Source organism: Hyalangium ruber, from assembly GCF_034259325.1.
GTDB classification, from domain to species: domain Bacteria; phylum Myxococcota; class Myxococcia; order Myxococcales; family Myxococcaceae; genus Hyalangium_A; species Hyalangium_A rubrum.
On the sequence record NZ_JAXIVS010000002.1, the window covers coordinates 853,616 to 870,943 of the forward strand.

At 69.6% G+C, this 17,328-nt stretch carries 11 protein-coding genes; 8 read left to right on the top strand and 3 right to left on the bottom strand.

Annotation, left to right across the window (positions count from 1 at the left end):
* Positions 1 to 83 precede the first annotated feature (83 nt).
* From SYV04_RS08570 to SYV04_RS08595, 6 genes are all read left to right on the top strand, one after another.
* Positions 84 to 1,133: a vWA domain-containing protein gene (locus SYV04_RS08570; RefSeq protein WP_321545155.1), complete on the top strand. Its 1,050-nt coding sequence runs from the start codon at positions 84 to 86 to the stop codon at positions 1,131 to 1,133.
* 75 nt (positions 1,134 to 1,208) lie between these two features.
* On the top strand, positions 1,209 to 2,366 hold the full coding sequence (locus SYV04_RS08575; RefSeq protein WP_321545156.1) for a LamG-like jellyroll fold domain-containing protein: 1,158 nt from the start codon (positions 1,209 to 1,211) through the stop codon (positions 2,364 to 2,366).
* A 72-nt stretch (positions 2,367 to 2,438) separates the two neighbouring features.
* A complete protein-coding gene (locus tag SYV04_RS08580; protein WP_321545157.1) occupies positions 2,439 to 4,325 on the top strand; it encodes a 3-oxoacyl-[acyl-carrier-protein] synthase III C-terminal domain-containing protein in 1,887 nt (628 codons plus the stop codon).
* A complete protein-coding gene (locus SYV04_RS08585; RefSeq protein ID WP_321545158.1) occupies positions 4,318 to 5,190 on the top strand; it encodes an acyl-CoA desaturase in 873 nt (290 codons plus the stop codon). Before SYV04_RS08580 ends, SYV04_RS08585 begins: the two co-directional genes overlap by 8 nt.
* Positions 5,187 to 6,131 (top strand): DUF6999 family protein, encoded by a 945-nt coding sequence (locus SYV04_RS08590; RefSeq protein ID WP_321545159.1) that lies wholly within the window; start codon positions 5,187 to 5,189, stop codon positions 6,129 to 6,131. Before SYV04_RS08585 ends, SYV04_RS08590 begins: the two co-directional genes overlap by 4 nt.
* 76 nt (positions 6,132 to 6,207) lie before the next feature.
* Positions 6,208 to 7,452: a FadR/GntR family transcriptional regulator gene (locus SYV04_RS08595; RefSeq protein WP_321545160.1), complete on the top strand. Its 1,245-nt coding sequence runs from the start codon at positions 6,208 to 6,210 to the stop codon at positions 7,450 to 7,452.
* 303 nt (positions 7,453 to 7,755) lie between these two features.
* On the opposite strand, the gene SYV04_RS08600 is transcribed toward SYV04_RS08595, so the two are convergent.
* Positions 7,756 to 10,029 (bottom strand): RCC1 domain-containing protein, encoded by a 2,274-nt coding sequence (locus tag SYV04_RS08600; protein WP_321545161.1) that lies wholly within the window; start codon positions 10,027 to 10,029, stop codon positions 7,756 to 7,758.
* 256 nt (positions 10,030 to 10,285) lie between these two features.
* Between SYV04_RS08600 and SYV04_RS08605 the strand changes: the two genes are divergently transcribed.
* Complete coding sequence (locus tag SYV04_RS08605) at positions 10,286 to 13,015, top strand: hypothetical protein (RefSeq protein ID WP_321545162.1); 2,730 nt, start codon at positions 10,286 to 10,288, stop codon at positions 13,013 to 13,015.
* A gap of 25 nt (positions 13,016 to 13,040) precedes the next feature.
* Here the strand turns inward: SYV04_RS08605 and SYV04_RS08610 are convergent, their stop codons facing one another.
* Both SYV04_RS08610 and SYV04_RS08615 read right to left on the bottom strand, forming a co-directional pair.
* A complete protein-coding gene (locus tag SYV04_RS08610; protein ID WP_321545163.1) occupies positions 13,041 to 13,670 on the bottom strand; it encodes a histidine phosphatase family protein in 630 nt (209 codons plus the stop codon).
* Positions 13,671 to 13,734: 64 nt separating this feature from the next.
* Positions 13,735 to 14,643, bottom strand: coding sequence for a cytochrome c oxidase assembly factor Coa1 family protein (locus SYV04_RS08615; RefSeq protein ID WP_321545164.1), 909 nt, complete (start codon positions 14,641 to 14,643; stop codon positions 13,735 to 13,737).
* 63 nt (positions 14,644 to 14,706) lie between these two features.
* Between SYV04_RS08615 and SYV04_RS08620 the strand changes: the two genes are divergently transcribed.
* Positions 14,707 to 17,304, top strand: a complete 2,598-nt coding sequence (locus SYV04_RS08620; protein ID WP_321545165.1) for a serine/threonine-protein kinase — start codon at positions 14,707 to 14,709, stop codon at positions 17,302 to 17,304.
* Positions 17,305 to 17,328 lie beyond the last annotated feature (24 nt).

A 17,328-nucleotide genomic window follows, 5' to 3' on the forward strand; every position in this document is an offset into this window, starting at 1 on the left:
GTCCCACCGTTCGCCATCCGTGAGAGCCGCGGGCTATCCTCCAGTGCACGCAATTCCAACCGCGTCGCAGCAAGGGAGGCCCCATGGCCGAGAGCAAGAGCGATTCACTCGTCAACCACATCTGTTTCGTGGTGGACCGCAGTGGCTCGATGAGCAGCATCAAGCCCCAGGTGGTGCGCGTCTTCAACGAGCAGCTCAAGACGGTGCAGCGCAACGCGAAGTCGGCCGGGCAGGAGACCTTCTTCAGCACCTTCATGTTCCACAGCAAGGTGGACGCGCCGCGCCACTTCGCCGCCCCCGTGGCGCGCGTGCCCAAGCTGGCGGCCAAGGACTTCAAGCCCACCGGCCTCACCGCGCTGCAGGACGCGGTGGGTACCGCCATCACCCGCCTTCAGAAGGCCAAGGGCGCGAAGGACAAGAACACCAGCTTCCTGCTCATCGTCATCACCGACGGGGCGGAGAACAACTCGCGCCACTACAAGACGAAGCTCAAGGGCCTCATCCAGCAGGTGCAGAAGACGGGCCGCTGGAGCCTGGCCTTCCTGGTACCGCCGGGCAACGAGCGCTCGCTGACGCGCTTCGGCATCCCCAAGGGCAACGTCACCAGCTGGGACGCCACGGTGAAGGGCACCAAGGTGATGGACGAGAAGCTGTCGGCGGGCCTGTCCACCTTCTACAAGGCGCGCGCCAGCGGGCAAAAGTCGGTCAACGCGTTCTTCACCACGGACATGACCAAGGTGGACATCAAGAGCCTCACGGGCTTGAAGAACGTGTCCAAGGGCTTCTCGCAGTGGACGGTGGACAAGGAGCGCTCCATCCGCGAGTTCGTCAACGGCAAGCTCCAGGCGAGCCCCGCGCTGCGCAAGAAGCTGGGCAATGAGTACAAGCCGGGCAAGGGTTTCTACGAGCTGACCAAGCCGGAGACGATCCAGCCGAGGAAGAACCTGGCCATCATGGACAAGGCCACCAAGGCCATCTTCGGCGGAGACCACGCGCGCAAGGTGCTGGGCATGCCGGGTGGGGCCAACGTGCGGGTGAAGCCGGGCAACCACCTCAACTACGCCATCTTCGTGGAGAGCACCTCCACCAACCGCAAGCTGGTGCGCGGCACCACCCTGCTCTACCAGCACTGAGCCAGCGCGAGAGCCCGGCCCCTCGGCCGCCTCACATCACTCCGGGCCCATGTCCACCTTTGCCAAGAGGTGGACATGCCCCGCAGCTTCGCCATCACCACATCCGCTCCCTCGCTCCAACTGAACGGCACAGGGCGCGGCGAGTTCACCTTCACCGTCTCCAACACGCTGGCCCGGCCGGTACGGGTCCGTGCCGTGCTCGAGCCGGAAGGTTCGCTACCACGCGGCTGGCTGATGATCGAGGGAGAGACCGAGCGGGAGCTCGCCCCCGATGGTACCCAGAGCTACGGGGTGAAGCTCCTGGTGCCTCCGGGCACTCCCGAGGGGAGCTACGCCTTCCGTCTCATCATCGCGGACGTCGCCAACCCCGACGAGGAGTTCGCCATCGGGCCGCTGGTGAACTTCCAGCTCCAGCGCCCCGCCCCGGTGGTCCCGAAGAAGAAGTTTCCCCTGTGGATCGCCCTGCTGGCGGCCGGGGTGCTCCTCATCACCGCGGGCGCCATCACCGCGGGCGTACTCCTGAGGGACGACGAGGAGCCGGGCTTGGGCGGCTCGGGCTCCGAGCCGACGGTGTTCCTGCGCTTCGACGGGCAGAACGACTATGTCGACCTGGGCGACCCACCGGCCCTCACCTTCCCGGGCACGGTCACGATGGAGGCGTGGATCCGCCCTCGGAGCATGGGCCCTGGCCTCTTCCAGAACATCCTCTCCCACGGCTACACCCTCGCCCCGAACGGTGAGCTCGTCCTGCGAATCGCCTCCGGGCAGTACCAGATCGTCTCCTGGAACGGCGTCAGCTTCTTCGCGGCGGCGCCCGTGCCTCCGGAGGACCTCGGTCAATGGGTCCACCTGGCTGGGGTGTACGACGGCACCCAGTGGCACCTCTACCGCAACGGCACCGAGCTGGTCGCCTCGGCCTCCACGGTCGGCGCCTTGTCCTTCACCGCCCCGTGGGCCATCGGGGCGCGCGGTGGTGGCACCGAACGCTTCTTCCAGGGGGACATCGCCGAGGTGCGCCTGTGGCGCGTCGCGCGCACCCCGGAGCAACTCCGTGACGACATGCGTCGTACCCTCGACGGCAATGAGGAGGGGCTCGTCGGGTACTGGCCCCTGAACGAAGGGCGAAGCACCCTGGCCCGAGACCGTTCCCCGAGCGAGGCGCACGGCGTGCTTCGCGGCCCTACATGGAGTGTTCCCTCGGGAGGGACCGAGGGGCAGACGAGCTCGCGGTAGCGGGGCGCCCACCAGGCGGGCGGCCATGATGTGGGTGGGAAGCGTGCGGGCGAACAGCGTATCGTCCGTCCCATGTCCCGAGACGTGTTCATCACCAGCCTGGGCAAGTTCCTGCCCGGCGAGCCCATCTCCAATGAGCAGATGGAAGAGTATCTCGGCAAGGTTCGGGGGCGACCCTCCCGTGCGCGCAGCCGGGTGCTGTCGCAGAACGGCATCAAGAGCCGCTACTACGCCATCGATCGGGAGCAGCGCTCGCGCTACCGCAACTGGGACCTGGCCGTGAACGCCATCCAGGATGCGCTCTCGCGCTCGCCCATCACCCTGAGCGAGATGGACCTGCTGGTCACCGCCACCACCCAGGCGGACCTGGTGCTGCCCGGCTTCGCCAGTCAGGTCCACCGCGCGCTGGGCGGGCCCGCGTGTGAGCTGGCCTCGCTGCACGGCATCTGCTCGGCCGGCATGCAGGCGCTGCGCACCGCCACGCTCCAGGTGGCCACGGGTGAGGCCGAGCGCGCCGTCGTGTGCGCCAGCGAGCTGGTGAGCCGGCTGCTCAAGGCGGGCCACTACGAGGAGGTGGCCGGGGACAAGGACGCGCTGCCCTTCGACGCCGAGTTCCTGCGCTGGATGCTGTCGGACGGCGCGGGCGCCGCGGTGCTCCAGGACAAGCCGCACCCCACGCGGATGAGCCTCAAGGTGGACTTCATCGACATCCGCTCGCACGCCAACAAGTACGAGCTGGGCATGTACGTGGGAGCCAACCGGGGCAAGGACGGCGGCTTCGGCACGGGGTGGATCGACTACAACTCCTTCAGCGAGGCAGCCGCCGCGGGCGTCTTCACCATCAAGCAGGACATCCGGCGGCTGGAGTCGCTGGTGACGCTGGGGGTGGACGGCTTCTTCGCGCTGGTGGACCAGGGGCGAATCAAGCCCAAGGAGATCGACTGGTTCGTCGTCCACTTCTCCTCGCACTACTTCAAGCAGCCCATCGTCAGCCTGCTGGAGAAAGGCGGGATTCACATCCCCGAGGAGCGCTGGTTCAGCAACCTCTCCACGCGCGGTAACACAGGGTGTGCCTCCATCTTCCTCATGCTCGAGGAGCTGCTGAACGAGGGCCGCTTCCGTCCCGGTGAGCGCGTCTTCTGCATGGTCCCCGAGAGCGGCGGCTTCATCACCTGCTACGCCATGCTCACGGTGGTGGCGCCCTCCCGCGCCGCCGTGCCCGAGCTGTCCAGCGCCGCGCCCGCGCCGATGGCCGAACCCGGTCCGCTGCCGCTCGCGCCCAAGGAGGGCGGAGACCCGGTGCGCGAGAAGCTCGTGCGAGAGCTGACGCACGTGTGGGTGGACTTCGAGGCGAAGCTGCAGAAGGTGCCCGTCATCGAGAAGCTGGTGCGAGGCGTGTTCACGGTGGAGGACTACCGGGAGCTGCTCATCAACATGCGCCAGCAGGTGGTGGAGGGCTCGCGGTGGATCGCTCGGGCGGCCTCCAGCATCACCGCCGAGCACCTGGCGTTGCGCTCCTCGTTCATCCGCCACGCGCGCGACGAGCACCGCGACTACGAGATGCTGGAGCGGCACTACGTCTCGGTGGGCGGCACGCAGGAGGCCATCACCCGCGCGCCGAAGAACATCGGCAGCGAGGCGCTCTCGGCGTGGATGTTCCACCGGGCGAGCCAGGAGAACCCGTTCGACCTGCTGGGCGCGATGTTCATCATCGAGGGCCTGGGCAACCGGGTGGCGCGGCGCTGGGGCCTGGCGATTCGGGAGCAGCTCGGGCTGCAGGACGAGCAGGTGCGTTTCTTCCTGTACCACGGGGACAACGACGCCACGCACCTGGACCGGCTGGAGGGCGCGCTGGGGTCGGGCATCCTCACGCCGGAGCTGGCCGCGCGCATCGTGAAGACAGCGAAGGTGACGGCGCGACTGTACCTCTTGCAGCTCGAGGAGCTGGGCCATGTTTGAGCGACTGCATCCGCTGTGGCTGATTCCCTTCTGCGTGGGTTACTTCCTAGCGGCGGGCATGGCCATCAACGTGGCCTACCACCGGGTGCTCTCGCACCGCTCGCTCACGCTCAACCGCTGGCTGGAGCGGGCATTCGTCACGCTGGGGATTCCGGCGGGCACGCCCATCCAGTGGGCGGGCAACCACCGCTGGCACCACGGACACACGGACGTGGAGGGAGACCCGCACTCGCCCGTGCGGGACGGGTTCTGGTGGGCGCACGTGGGCTGGTACATCGGCACGCGCAACCCGGTCATCTGCTTCCTGTACTCCATCGCCGGCCCGCTGCGGGTGCTCTATGACGGGTGGAACCGGCCGCGCACCAACCAGCAGTACAACCACCTGGCCAAGGACGTGGCGGCGGACCCCTGGTACCGCTTCGTCAGCCGGCCGGGGCCGTACCTGGTCCTGTGCATCCTCCATGTGGTGGTGCCCTTGGGTGGCGCGTGGCTGCTCTTCGGGCCCGTGGGCGTGGCGGCGGCCTGGATCATGCTGGTGCTCATCTTCAACCTGGGGGATGCCATCGACAGCGTGACGCACCTGTGGGGCGAGCGCCCGTATGCCGAGGTCCACCAGGCCCGCAACAACCTGTTCATGGGCTTCGCCACGCTGGGCGAGGGCTGGCACGCCAACCACCACAGCTTCCCCGCCAGCGCGCGCCACGGGCTCTTGCCGGGCCAGTTCGACTTCACCTGGTGCGTGCTGCGCCTCTTCGAGCGGCTGGGACTCGCCAAGGACCTGCGCGTGCCGAGTCAGGCCGAAATCGAAGCGCGCATGCACAGCCCTGCCCCCTCCTCTCCCATCCGCGTGAGCCTGCCTCAATGAGCGCCATCGATCCTGTCGAGCAGCTGAGCAATGAACCGCATGATCCGCGCGACCCGGATCCGTGGGTAGCGCTGTTCCTGGATCGCAGCCTGCCGATGAACGAGCGCACCAAGGCAGCGATGCTGGTGGATCAGCGCTCGCGCTCGCGACAGTTCCTGCTGCCGGCGATCCGCCCGATTGCCCGGGTGCTGATCATCGTCTTCCAGATCATGAAGATCTTCGTGTCCAACCGCTTCACGTCCTCGAAGCTGTTGCACCGGCTGCTGTCCTGGGGGCTGAAGACGTTCGTGAGCCCCGAGGCCAACTACCTGGTGCTGCGACACTTCCACGTGGGCTCGGAGATCCTGGACTTCATCGCCCGGAACACGAAGGAACTGGGGGTGCCGACCAACCCCATCCGCCCGACGACGCTGGATCATGTGAAGGACGAGATCTTCCTGAACCATGACCTGAATCTGTACAACTTCGTCATCCGGTTGAACCGGGCGCTCCGGGAGCAGGGGCATACGCTCAAGCCGCCCGCGAAGCTGGACTTCAGCGGCATCTCGGACGAGTTCCCGATCGAGCCGATGCCGCGCAAGTGGACGAACTTCATCGACCTGCAGTCGGCGATCGAAATCTTCACGCCGATGTACCAGTTGTTCCTCACGGACCGGGACTTCTGGCGCGCGAGCAACTCGCTGCAGCTGGACGAGACGATCGCCATCTACGTGGCCACGCTGATGCAGGCGCCGGGGCTGGTGGCGCTGGTGAACAACCGGCATCCGATGGTGCCACTGTCCACGATGCGCGCGGGCTTCCGGCTGATGCTGCACGGGCTCTCGGCCGAGTCGCTCCACGGCTTCCTGGTGGAGTGCAAGCACGGGCGGATGCCGCAGCTGGCGCGCATCGTCTCCACCCCGAACCTCGCGCACCAGTTGCCCATCACCGAAGCGGCATGAGCATCCTCCCGCCCCTCTTCGATGTCAGACAGAGATGCTGGAATGAAGGACACCAGCATCGAGGAGGGGGGCGGACATGGAACGGATGGGGCTTGTCTGGCGTGTGGAGCAGGACCTGGAGCGAATCATTTCGCTCGGCCAGCTACCCAAGGGAGGCCAACTCCCCGGAGAGCAAACCCTGGCGCAGCGTTACGGCGTCTCCCGCGCCACGGTGCGAGAGGCCCTCCTGAGGCTGGCGGCCCGAGGCCTGGTGGTGCAGCACCCTGGGCGCAAAAGCCGCGCGGTAGCCCTGGAGCAGGCGCTGACGCTCGAGAACCTGAGCGTGGCCCTGCACGCGCAGTCCCAAGCTTCTCCCCAGAGCCGACAGCTGCTGGAAGGCTTTTGGGCCCTCAAGCGAGAGACCGCGGTGGAGGTGCTGAGTGCCTGTTGCGAGCACTCCAGCGAGGCGGACTTGAAGCGACTGCTGGAGGCCTGCTTGCTCCTGGAGGAAGCGGTGCGCTGGGAGCCGCAGCCCCGCTGGGCTCAGCGCGAGTTCGAGCTGCTGCGACTGGCGGCACGCACCGCCGAGCGCCCGGGGCACCTGCTGCTATTGCAGTCACTGGAGCGTTCCTTCTGGGGCATGGTGGACCGGGCAGAGTTCCAACTGGACAGCCAAGCCGTACTTCAGTGGGCGAAGTGCGCTTATGAGGGCCTGAGTCAGAGGGACGCGCAGGCACTGAGGCGACAGTTGCCAGCGCTGCTCCAGGCCAGCGACGAGCGCCTCCTGAGCAAGGTGTGGCCGGCCCACGATGCACCTGCGACACCCCAGGCTTTGCCCATGCACATGCCGCCAGGCACTCAGAGTCCCGCGAGGCTTCAATCCGCTCGGGACGAGTTGCCCGAGGCAGCCTCCGCGAAGCTGCCGGTTGATACGACGGCACGTGCTTACGAGTCCGCGAAAGAGGACTCCCACGAGGCTGCTCAGACGGACACGTGTGTGGGGCCTCTCTCCGTCCCGGGTGCGCCTGAGTACCAAGTGATTCCTGCACAGGGGACTATGGGGGCCCCAGCCGGGGGCGAACTTCACAAACCTGTCTGGTTGTCAGACAGGTTTCTGACAGGCGCTGGCGACGGGCCGCCCTGTCGGGGCGCTTCCTCTCCCGGTTTCGGTGCTCCTCCAGGAGCATTGGGGTCCCGCGCCGCGGATCACCTGCGCATCGACGAGGTGTCGCTCCGTTCCGACGGTTGGGTCTCCTGCGAGGACAAGGCGACCCTCGAGCGTGGTGGCTCCTCGGGAGTGTCGTTCGATGAGGCCTCATCCACCCAAGACCCCGTCACCTGAGCAGTGACTCAAGGTACGCTCGTGGCATGCTCCACGCGGAACTGCATGGCAAGCTGGGGGACGGTGCCAAGGCGCGCGATCGGATGGAGGATGTCCTCACATCCGATGTGTTTGGCGTGTTGAGCTACCTCTCCCCTGGCTCCGGCACGCACGCCCTGCCGTTGGCATGGAGCGATCCCCACACGTTCCAGCCAGGCAGAGCGGGGTAGCCGGGCGCCTTGCTTCGCCACGCACGGGCCAGGCGTGAGGGACCCCTCCCCAACACCTGGCCCGCGCGTGGTTCCCCAGCCCGAACGGGATTGCTCAGTGCTCCGCGTGGCAGTGGTTCGACTCGCGCGGCTCCCCTCGCACCTTCACCTTGCACGGCAGCGGCACCCGCGTGGGCTCCAGGTGCTGCGACGATACGCCGATACCCAAGGAGCCACCCAGGTTGCTTCCCCAGCTCACCAGCGTCCCGTCCGCGCGCTGCGCGTGGATGCGGTTGACTCCCGCCCAGAGCGCCACCACCCCCGTCACCCCTGGCACCGCTCCCATCGAGGGACGGTAGAAGACATCCTCCGACGTTCCCAGCTCACCGTAGCTGTTGCTTCCCATGCTCCAGACCGTGCCGTCCGCGCGCAGCGCGTGCAGCGTGCTGCCGCTGTGCGCGATGGCCACCACTTCCGACAAGCCCCACACCTCCCACGGCGGGTACACCTCCTCCGGGCTGAAGGGCACCAGCCACTGCCACACCGTGCCGTCCGCGCGCAGGGCGACGATCTCTCCCACCGTCGCCGCCACCTGCACCACCTCGGTCAACCCCTCCACCTTCTGGGGCACCCGGGGGGACACCTCCCAGGAGTTCAAGTCGTCTCCCCACACCCACACCTCGCCGTTACCGCGCAGCGCCACCGAGACATCCGCGAACGCCGCGAGCGCCACCACCTCACTCAGCCCCGGCACCTGCACCGGCGTAGGCCGCAGCTCCCACGTGCCGTCTCCCAGTTGGCCCGCATGATTGTCGCCCCACGCCCAGACCGTGCCGTCCGCGCGCAGCGCCAGCGTGTGGAAGTTTCCCGCTGCCACCGCCACCACCTCCGTCAGCCCCGGCACCAGCGCCGGCTGCGCGCGCATCTCCGGAAGTCCGTCTCCCAACTGGCCATACGTGTTGTCGCCCCACGTCCACAGCGTGCCGTCCTGCCCCACCACCACCGAGTGCCTCCAACCCGCGGCGGAGCTCACCGCTCCGGGGAGTCCCTCCACGCGCTCCGGCACCGCGCGGACCGACCAGGCGCCCCCCATATGGCTCGTGTCTCCCCATCTCCACACCGTGCCGTCCCCTCGCACCGCCAGCGTGTGGATGGTCCCCGCGCCCATTCCCTGCACACCCGTCAACCCCACCACCTGGGTGGGCGTCGACCGCTGGTCCGAACCCGTGCCCATTTCCCCCTCGGTGTTGCTCCCCCACGTCCACAGCGTGCCGTCCCTCCGCAGTGCCATCGAGCAATCCATGCCCGCCGCCACGGCCACTACCCCGTGCAGCCCGACCACCGGGTGGGGTGCGGCGCGCGCCGTCAGCTCCCCATGACCCAGCTGGCCACGAATACCGGAGCCCCAGCTCCACACCGTTCCGTCGCGCCGCACCGCCAGCGCGTGAATCTGTCCCGCCGCCAGCGCCACCACCTTGCTCAGCCCCAGCACCTGGGCCGGCGTCAGCTGCCGTAGGCCCGCTTCCCTGCCGAGCTGGCCCGCGCCGATGTTGCCCCAGACCCACACCGTGCCGTCCGCGCGCACCGCGTACGAAGTCGCCCTCCGCGTCTCGATGGCCACCACCCGCGTCAGCCCAGGCACCCGCACCGGCACCACCCGGCGGTTCTGCGTCCCATCTCCGAGCTGGCCGGAGCTGTTGTCACCCCAGGCCCACACCGTGCCATCGGCGCGCAACGCCAGCGAGTGGCCTTCGCCCCCAGCCACCGCCACCACCGCGCTCAGTCCGGGCACCGGCACCGGGAGGGTGCGGTGCTGCTGCGTTCCGTCCCCAAGTTGGCCGGAGCCATTCTCGCCCCAGGTCCACACCGTGCCATCCCGACGCACCGCCAGCGAATGGTTGAAGCCCACGGCGATAGCCTCGACCTCCGACAAGCCCGACACCGTCACCCGCGTCTGGACGTTGCTCGTCGAGCCGATGCCGAGCTGCCCCCTGAAGTTACCGCCCCACGCCTGCACCGTGCCGTCCTCCTTCAGTGCCAACGAGTGCTGGCCCAGCAGACCCGTGGCCACGGCGACCGCATCCGTCATCCCCGGCATCCGGAGGGGCGTGGTGCTGGCCCGCTTCCGCTCCGGAGAGGTGCCAAGGTCCCGGCTCCGAGTTCCTCCCCAGGCGTAGATGCCGCCGTCTCCCGCCAGGACGAAGGACCGGCCCGTGCCCGTCGCCAGCACCCTGCGGGCGGAGGCGCGGCGCAGTTGCTCGGGAGCGCCACTCGCCTCGAGCGGCGCTGCTTCAGAAGGAACTTCGGCGCGGACGCTCGTGCTCCAGAGAAGAACGGCGAGCACCGCCGTCATCCATCGCGTCACCGCAGGTCGGGCTGTCTGTGTCATGAACGGGTTGCCTCAAGGTAAAGGCCCCAGTCCCAGGCCACACCTGTCCCGTGCGAGGAGGGAGCTCCTCGGCGTGGCGCGTGTGCTGGAGGGGTGTGCCACTTCCTGTAGCACCTGCTGTGCCATGGCCTGGGCTCGCTCCAGACCCGCGAAATCCGGAGAGTTGCCCCTGAGGCGGTGACAATTCTGGTTCCTCCGAGTGACCAAACGCGCGCACCGGCTCCTGGCGTTCCGCCTGTGCTAAACCGGCGGTTGTATGGCCACGAGCGCAGAGCTGAATGTCGCAGACCTCCAACGGCTGGCCCGCGCCGAGGCGCCGGATCTGGCCGAGGCCGTCACCGCCTTCCTGGCCCAGCCAGAGGAGCGCTCCGACACGCCCCTCCCCCAGGGCGCCATCGACTTCAACGGCCTGAGGAGCCTGCTGGCGCAGGCCCAGTCGCGCCATGACGCGGAGGGCCGCCGCGCCGGCTCTCGCGAGGCCTGGCAGCGCTTCCTCGCCCAGAAGGACGTGCCGCTGCCGCCCCGCTTCGCCCTGGCCGAGCTGCTCGTGGCCCTCTATGAGCACAACACCCACGCCAGCCGCTCCACCCTGTTCCAGCTGGCGCGCGAGGCGAACCTGAACTTCGGCCTGTGGGGCGGCCTCAAGCGCATCTACAAGCTCGCCGAGCAGCGCCATGACGCGGAGATGTTCGGCGTGCTCGCCTGGCGCTTCGACGTCGAGCGCCACTCCGGCCAGGGGCGTGAAGTCTCCCTGGGCACCCTCACCTACCTGCGCCGCCGCGCGTGGCGCTACCTGCGGCACCTGGGCGCCGCCGTGCCGGAGCTCTATCCCCAGTTCGCCGTCGAGGTGCTGCGCCACTACACCCCCGACACGCACTGGCAGCACACGTGGGTGGCCATGCATGTGCTCGCCCATGGCACCGGCAAGTACAACGCTCAGAGCTTCACCACCGGCGTGCCCTCGGACCTGGTGAAGCACCGCGCGTTTCCGGATGCGTGGAAGCGCTCGCCCGAGGCGCTCATGCGCCTGCTGGACACCTGTCAGGCGGATGAGGCCGCGCGCTTCGCCATCCAAGGCCTGCGCAAGGACTTCCCCGAGGTGCTGCGCAGCCAGGTGACGCCCGCATGGCTGGAGCGGCTCGCGCGCCGGCCCCTGGCCAGCGCTCACGACTTCCTGGTGGAGACGCTGCAGGGAGCTCCTGAGTTCCACCAGGGCAAGCTGCGCGCGCTGGGGCTGCACGAGGCGGTGCTCGCGCTGCTCGTGTCTCCCAGTGGCAAGGCCCGCACCTACGCCATCGAGTATGCGCGGGCGCATGCGCAGGACCTGCAGCCCGAGCGCCTGGCGGAGCTGCTCGCCAGCGCGCCTTCCGACACCCAGGCCTTCGCCTCCGCCGTGCTGGAGAAGCGCAACCCGCGCGAGCTGGGCGTGGACTTCCTCGGGCGGCTGCTGGCCTTCAAGCCCACGAACGCCTTCGCCGCCAAGGCGCTGGAGCAGGCCTTCGACCGCGCCGACCTCTCCCACCGCTTCCTGGTGGACCTGTTCTACGGCAGCCCGGAGCAGCTCAAGTGGGTGAAGGACTTCATTGAATCGAAGTACGCCGCCGCCGAGCTGCCCGCCTCCTTTTATAAGGAGCTGCTCGCGGACCCGCGCCACAGCAAGTTCCCCACGTACTCCATCAGCCCCGTGGAGCAGTTCTCCCTCAAGGCGCTGGGCGCGTACAGCCCTTCGGCCATCGGCGCGGACTGGCTCCTGGACAACGCCATCCACCCTCGGCTGGGCGGCACGGTGAAGAAGTGGCTCATGCGCGCCGAGGCGCTGCCCGGGCTGGACGTGGAGCGGGTAAAGGGGCTCGTCTTCAACGCGAAGTACCGCGAGGTGGCGCTGGCGCTCCTGGGCAACCGCAAGCTGTTCGGGCCTCGGCAGCTCACCGTGCCCTGGTTGCTGGCGCTCGCGCGCCGGGCGGATCCGGCGCTGCACGAGTTCGCCCACCGCTACCTGCTGGAGAATCTTTCGCCGGGCGACTTCAGCGAGTCGGGGGACGCGGGCGCGGGGCTGGACCGGCTCTTCGAGCTGGCGCTGGGCGCCAAGCAGCCCGAGCCCGTGCGCCAGTTCGCGCAGACGTACCTGCGCTGCCACCACCCCGTCATCGGCCCCGAGCAGCCCGAGTCCAAGTCCTACCAGCTCAAGCCCAAGGCCCCCCGCAAGGCGTACACGGCCGAGCGGCTGTGGCCGGCCCTGTTCGATACGCGGGATGACGTGCGGCGCTTCGCCCTGGCGGTGACGCGCGCGGAGCTGCGCGCCTGGGGCTACCACGTGCGCGTGTACGAGCTGGCGGAGGCGGACGCCAAGGAGGTGCGCAACCTGGCGTACGACGCGCTCCTGCACGCGGGAGAGGCGGGGGCCGACGAGCGCTCCACGCTCAAGCCCGAGGAGCTGGACGCGGTGAAGGTGTTCACGCTCACCGAGAGCACCAAGCGCAACACGCGCGAGGTGGCGGTGGAGTTGATCCGCCGGCACTACGCCCGGCTGGGCGGGGCCGAGCGGCTGGCGTGGCTCATGGAGAGCGCCGACCGCGAGGTGGGGCTGTTCGCCGTGCGGCTGCTCTGGGAGAAGCACCGCCCCACGCACCTGCCCGAGGGGTGGAAGCCCGCGGGCGCCACGGAAGCGCCCGCGGTGGGCGGCACCGAGCGCTTCGCCAACGTGGAGGCCCTGCGCGCCTTCGTGCGCCGCATGCTCTTCGGGCTGCCGCCGGGGCGCTCCAAGGAGGGCCGCGAGGGGCTGGTGGCCCGGCGCATGTCTGCGAGCACCGCCAAGCGCCGCATCATCGAGCTGGTGAGGGACTTGGGGCTGGAAGACCCCTCCTTCGCCCGCGTGGTGGCGCCGGTGCTCCAGGAGTTCACCGGCTCGCTGGCCAAGGGCGAGTGGCAGAACTGCCTGGCCTCCCTGGTGCAATTGCGCGCGGCGCACCCCGGCGTGCCCCTGTAAGCGGGCACACGGTTGGACGCGGGGCTTACGTGTCGTCGCGGCTGGTGTCCTTGAGGTGGTTCACGTCGCCCCAGGTCACCAGCCGGAACTTCCGCTCCTGATAGTCGAACTGGTTCCAGCTCGCGTTGAGCACCGAGAAGGCCCTCGGCGTCCCTGGAGGAATCCCCAGGCTGTGCCGGAACAAGCTGCTGAGCACGCCTCCGTGGGTGACCACCACCACGCGCGCTCCCGTGTGGCGCGCGCTGAGTTCCTCCAGGCACCCCACCGCGTGGCGGAGCCGCTGCGTCGCGCTCTCCCCCCCGGGGACGATGAAGTCCGGCCCTCCCGCCGTGTACTCCGAGAACACCTCCGGGTGGCGCCGGCCCGCTTCCTCCCGCGTCAGCCCCTCCAGGATGCCCACGCCCCGCTCGCGCAGCCGCGTGTCCGGTTGCACCGCGTGCCCCGTCCTCGCGCCAATGCGGCGCGCCGTCTCCAGGGCCCTGCCCAGGTCACTGCTGTAGAGCGCGTGGAAGGAGACACCCTTCAGCCTCTCGGCGAGCGCGTCCGCCTGGCGCAGCCCCTCCGGGCTCAGCGGGCTGTCCAGGTGCCCCTGCAACCGCCCTAGGGAATTCCACTCCGTCTCTCCGTGGCGAAGCAGGATGAACTCGGTCTTCATGCCGCATAGCGTGAACGCACGCCCCGGCGCGGACAAGGACAACGCGCCCCCCCGAGGCCAGCGCTCACTGCCCCGTCTGTCGCTTGTGCAGCCTGCACGCCGACCCATTGCCCAGCTCGCACGAGCGCTTCAGGTCCTCCACGGCCCGCACATCGTCCCCGTGGTGGTGCCACGTCCCCGCGCGCTCCAGCAGCGCCACGTCATCCTCCGGGTGGCGCTCCAGGTACTGCGTCCAAGCGTGGATGATTTCCTCCCACCGCCGCTCCCGCGCCAACAGGAAGTCGTGGAGCTGGTACGCCTCGCGGAGATCCACGTTCAGCGCCACCGCCCGGAGGATGTCCTCGCGCGCCGCCTCGTTCTCTCCCAGCTTCGTCCGGATCTGCGCCCTCCAATACAGCGCCTCCGCGTTGTCCGGCGAGCGCTCCAGCAGCCCGTTCAACACCGTGACCGCATCCCGGCCCCGCCCCTCCTTATAGAGCCCGTGCGCATGCACCAGTTGCTTGCGGTCCGCGTCCTCCGCCTCCTCCTTCGGAGCCGCCGCCGGCGCCTTGCCCGCAGTGCCCTCCTCCTCTTCCGGTACCGCCAGCTTCCGCCGCACTCCGTCCCGCCCCTCGTAGTCCGCGGACGTCACGCGCCACTGGCCTCCAGCCTTCGTCAGTCGCACCTCCGCCCAACCTTCTCCCTGGCTGCCCCTCAGCGGCAGGCGGAACGTGGCCGAGCCCGTGGCGGCCTTCTCGGAGAACTCCCCCTGAAGCATCCCATCCATCCAGATGCCCTCCCCCAGGTCCGCCTGGATGTCCGGGTGCTCGCGGAGGAACGCCTGCGCCGCCTGGCTGGGCGCCGAATCCAGAATCCACCCGTAGATGGCCCAGGTCCCCGCCCCTACCAACAGCGTCACACCTACAACTACACCCACCCCTAACAGCACCAGGGTGCGGCGCGCGAAATCCCCGCTCGGCTTCGATGGATTCATGCCAAAGCAGTCTACCGGGTGCCCGAAGGTGTCGCTCCCCGGCGGCAATGTAGAGTTCTGAACATGACTGGTCCGCCGCCCACCGGGCTCCATGACCTCCGTTTCCCGGAAGAGGCGCTGACCTTGGGCAAGCCCGCTCCCGCCGGGCCCCTCCCCGCCGGAGCCTCCACCGAGACCCAGCCCCTGGACCCCACCAGCCCGGAGGCCGCGCTCCCCGCACCGCCTCCCGGCCGCGTCCTGGCCGAGCGCTACACCGTGCTCGACCTGCTGGGACACGGCGGCATGGGCCAGGTGCTCGCCGTGTATGACGCGCGCCTCAACCGCCGCGTGGCCCTCAAGCTGCTGCGCCCCCGCTGGAGCCTCGACGACAGCGACTCCCAGGTGCGCCTGCTGCGCGAGGCCCAGGCCATGGCCCAGCTCAACCACCCCAACGTGGTGCAGGTGTACGACTCAGGCCGGCTGGAGGACGACTCCGTCTTCGTCGCCATGGAGTACGTGGAGGGGCAGACGCTGCGGCAGTGGCTCCAGCAAGCCCCGCGCACCTGGAGCCAGATTCTCCGCGCCTTCCTCGGCGCGGGCCAGGGCCTGGCGGCCGCCCACGCGGCCGGACTGGTCCACCGCGACTTCAAGCCAGACAACGTGCTGCTCGGCCAGGACGGCCGCGCGCGGGTGACGGACTTCGGCGTGGCGCAGGCCCTCTCCACTCCCGACGCGGACACGGGGCTGCCCCGGGAAGAGTGTCCCCTGCCCAGGACATGGGTCGAGCCGCTCACCGAGTCCGGCAGGCTCATGGGCACCCCGCGCTACATGGCCCCCGAGCAGCTCCAGGGCCAGGCCGTCGGTGTCCGGGGGGACTTGTTCTCCTTCTGCGTGGCCCTCTACGAGGCCCTCTACGGCCAGCCCCCCTTCCCCGGCGACAGCTTCAGCGCGCTGCTCGAGGCCCGCCTGGCGGGCCGAATCACTCCTCCCCCTCCCCAGGCCCAGGTGCCCGCGTGGGTGGGGCGCGCGGTGCTGCGCGGGCTCAAGGCGGATCCGCTCCAGCGCCCCGGCTCCATGCGGGAGCTGCTGGCGGAGCTGGAGAACGACCCCGCGCAGCGGCGACGAGCCTGGGTACGCGCGGGAGCGCTCTCGGGCGCGGTGGCGCTGCTGCTGGTCACCTCCCTCTGGGGCTGGACGCGCCAGCCTGCGCCCGGCTCCTCCTGCGAGGACATGGACCGGAGGCTGGCCGGCATCTGGGATGAAGGAACCAAGGCACGGCTGGAGAGGGCGCTGATGGACAGCGGGACGCCGTATGCCCGGGACACCTTCGAGCGCGCCTCCCGGCTGCTGGACACCTATTCTCAGGGCTGGGTGCGGCAGCGCACCGCGGTGTGTGAGCTGGCCCGCCAGGACGGAGCGGCCCCGTTCCCGCGGCTGGCGGCGATGCGGGAGTTCTGCCTGGAACGACGGCTCGGCAAGCTCGAGGCGCTCACCGAGCTGCTCACCCGCGCGCCGGATCCCACCCTGGTGGACGACGCGGTGCAGGCCGTGCAGTCCCTGCCTCCCTTGAGCGACTGCGCGGATGAGGGCGCGCTCCAGACCGTGGTGCCTCCGCCCGAGGCCGCCTCGGCACGGGCCCAGGCCGAGGCGCTCATGCACCAGCTGGACTGGCTGGAGACGTTCCACCGCACGGGCAGGTTCAAGGAGGGCCTGGCGCTCGCCGAGGGGCTGCGGCCCCAGGTGGCGGCCCTGGGCTACCCGCCGCTGCACGGGCGCTTCCTCTACTGGAGCGCCATGCTGCTGGACGGGGACGGCGACTACACGCGCGCCGAGGCGCAGCTGCGCGAGGGCCTGGAGCAGTCGGCCCTGGGCAAGGATGCGGTGCAGGAGGCGCGCAGCTGGAACCTGCTCGTCACCGTGGTGGGCGTGCGGCAGTCCCGCCATGCCGAGGCCCTGTGGCTGGAGCTGCCCCTGCGCGCCGCCGCGGAGCGCCTGGGGGACGCGCGGCACCTGGCCCTGGCGCAAGAGACGCTGGGCAACGTGCGCTGGATGAAGGGCGAATACGCACAGGGCCGTGAGCACTACGCGCGCGCGCTGGCCCTGCTGGAGAAGGCCGTGGGCCCCGAGCACCTCGAGACGGCGCGCCTGCACCACAGCCTGGGCAAGGTACACACCGCCCTGGAACAGGACGCGAAGGCGCGGGTGGAGTTCGAGCGGGCCCTGGCCATTCACGAGAAGGCCCAGGGCGCCGAGCACGTGGACACCGCCCAGGTGCGCGCGCTGCTGGGCCGGACGCTGGTGCGGCTCGGGGAGTGGGACGCGGCCCAGCGCGCCCTGGAGCAGGCCCAAACCCGGGGCGAGCAGCTCTCCGACACGAGCCCCTGGCTGCTGGCGCACGCGCTGCTCGGGCTGGGCGAGCTGCACCTGACCCAGCACCAGCCCACCCTGGCCGTTCCGCTGCTCGAGCGCTCCCACGCGCTCGGCGGCGTCACCTGCCGGGCCGAGGTGGAGTGGGCCCTGGCGCGGGCCCTGTGGGAGTCGGGCTCCGAGAGAGCGCGCGCACGAGCGCTGGCCCTCCAGGCGCAGGTGTACTACCGAGAGGCCGGCCAGGAGCGAAAGCTCGCCCGAGTGTCCCAGTGGCTGACAGCACACCCCGTGTGGGAAGGCCCAGAATCCTGGTGAGCCGCATGATGTAGACTGTGGGGC

What these genes read in the sequence shown, in the direction of transcription:
- SYV04_RS08615 (WP_321545164.1), bottom strand. Translation starts at nt 14,643, where the DNA reads ATGAATCCATCGAAGCCGAGCGGGGATTTCGCGCGCCGCACCCTGGTG.
- SYV04_RS08610 (WP_321545163.1), bottom strand. Translation starts at nt 13,670, where the DNA reads ATGAAGACCGAGTTCATCCTGCTTCGCCACGGAGAGACGGAGTGGAAT.
- SYV04_RS08570 (WP_321545155.1), top strand. Translation starts at nt 84, where the DNA reads ATGGCCGAGAGCAAGAGCGATTCACTCGTCAACCACATCTGTTTCGTG.
- SYV04_RS08600 (WP_321545161.1), bottom strand. Translation starts at nt 10,029, where the DNA reads ATGACACAGACAGCCCGACCTGCGGTGACGCGATGGATGACGGCGGTG.
- SYV04_RS08580 (WP_321545157.1), top strand. Translation starts at nt 2,439, where the DNA reads ATGTCCCGAGACGTGTTCATCACCAGCCTGGGCAAGTTCCTGCCCGGC.
- SYV04_RS08595 (WP_321545160.1), top strand. Translation starts at nt 6,208, where the DNA reads ATGGAACGGATGGGGCTTGTCTGGCGTGTGGAGCAGGACCTGGAGCGA.
- SYV04_RS08620 (WP_321545165.1), top strand. Translation starts at nt 14,707, where the DNA reads ATGACTGGTCCGCCGCCCACCGGGCTCCATGACCTCCGTTTCCCGGAA.
- SYV04_RS08605 (WP_321545162.1), top strand. Translation starts at nt 10,286, where the DNA reads ATGGCCACGAGCGCAGAGCTGAATGTCGCAGACCTCCAACGGCTGGCC.
- SYV04_RS08575 (WP_321545156.1), top strand. Translation starts at nt 1,209, where the DNA reads ATGCCCCGCAGCTTCGCCATCACCACATCCGCTCCCTCGCTCCAACTG.
- SYV04_RS08585 (WP_321545158.1), top strand. Translation starts at nt 4,318, where the DNA reads ATGTTTGAGCGACTGCATCCGCTGTGGCTGATTCCCTTCTGCGTGGGT.
- SYV04_RS08590 (WP_321545159.1), top strand. Translation starts at nt 5,187, where the DNA reads ATGAGCGCCATCGATCCTGTCGAGCAGCTGAGCAATGAACCGCATGAT.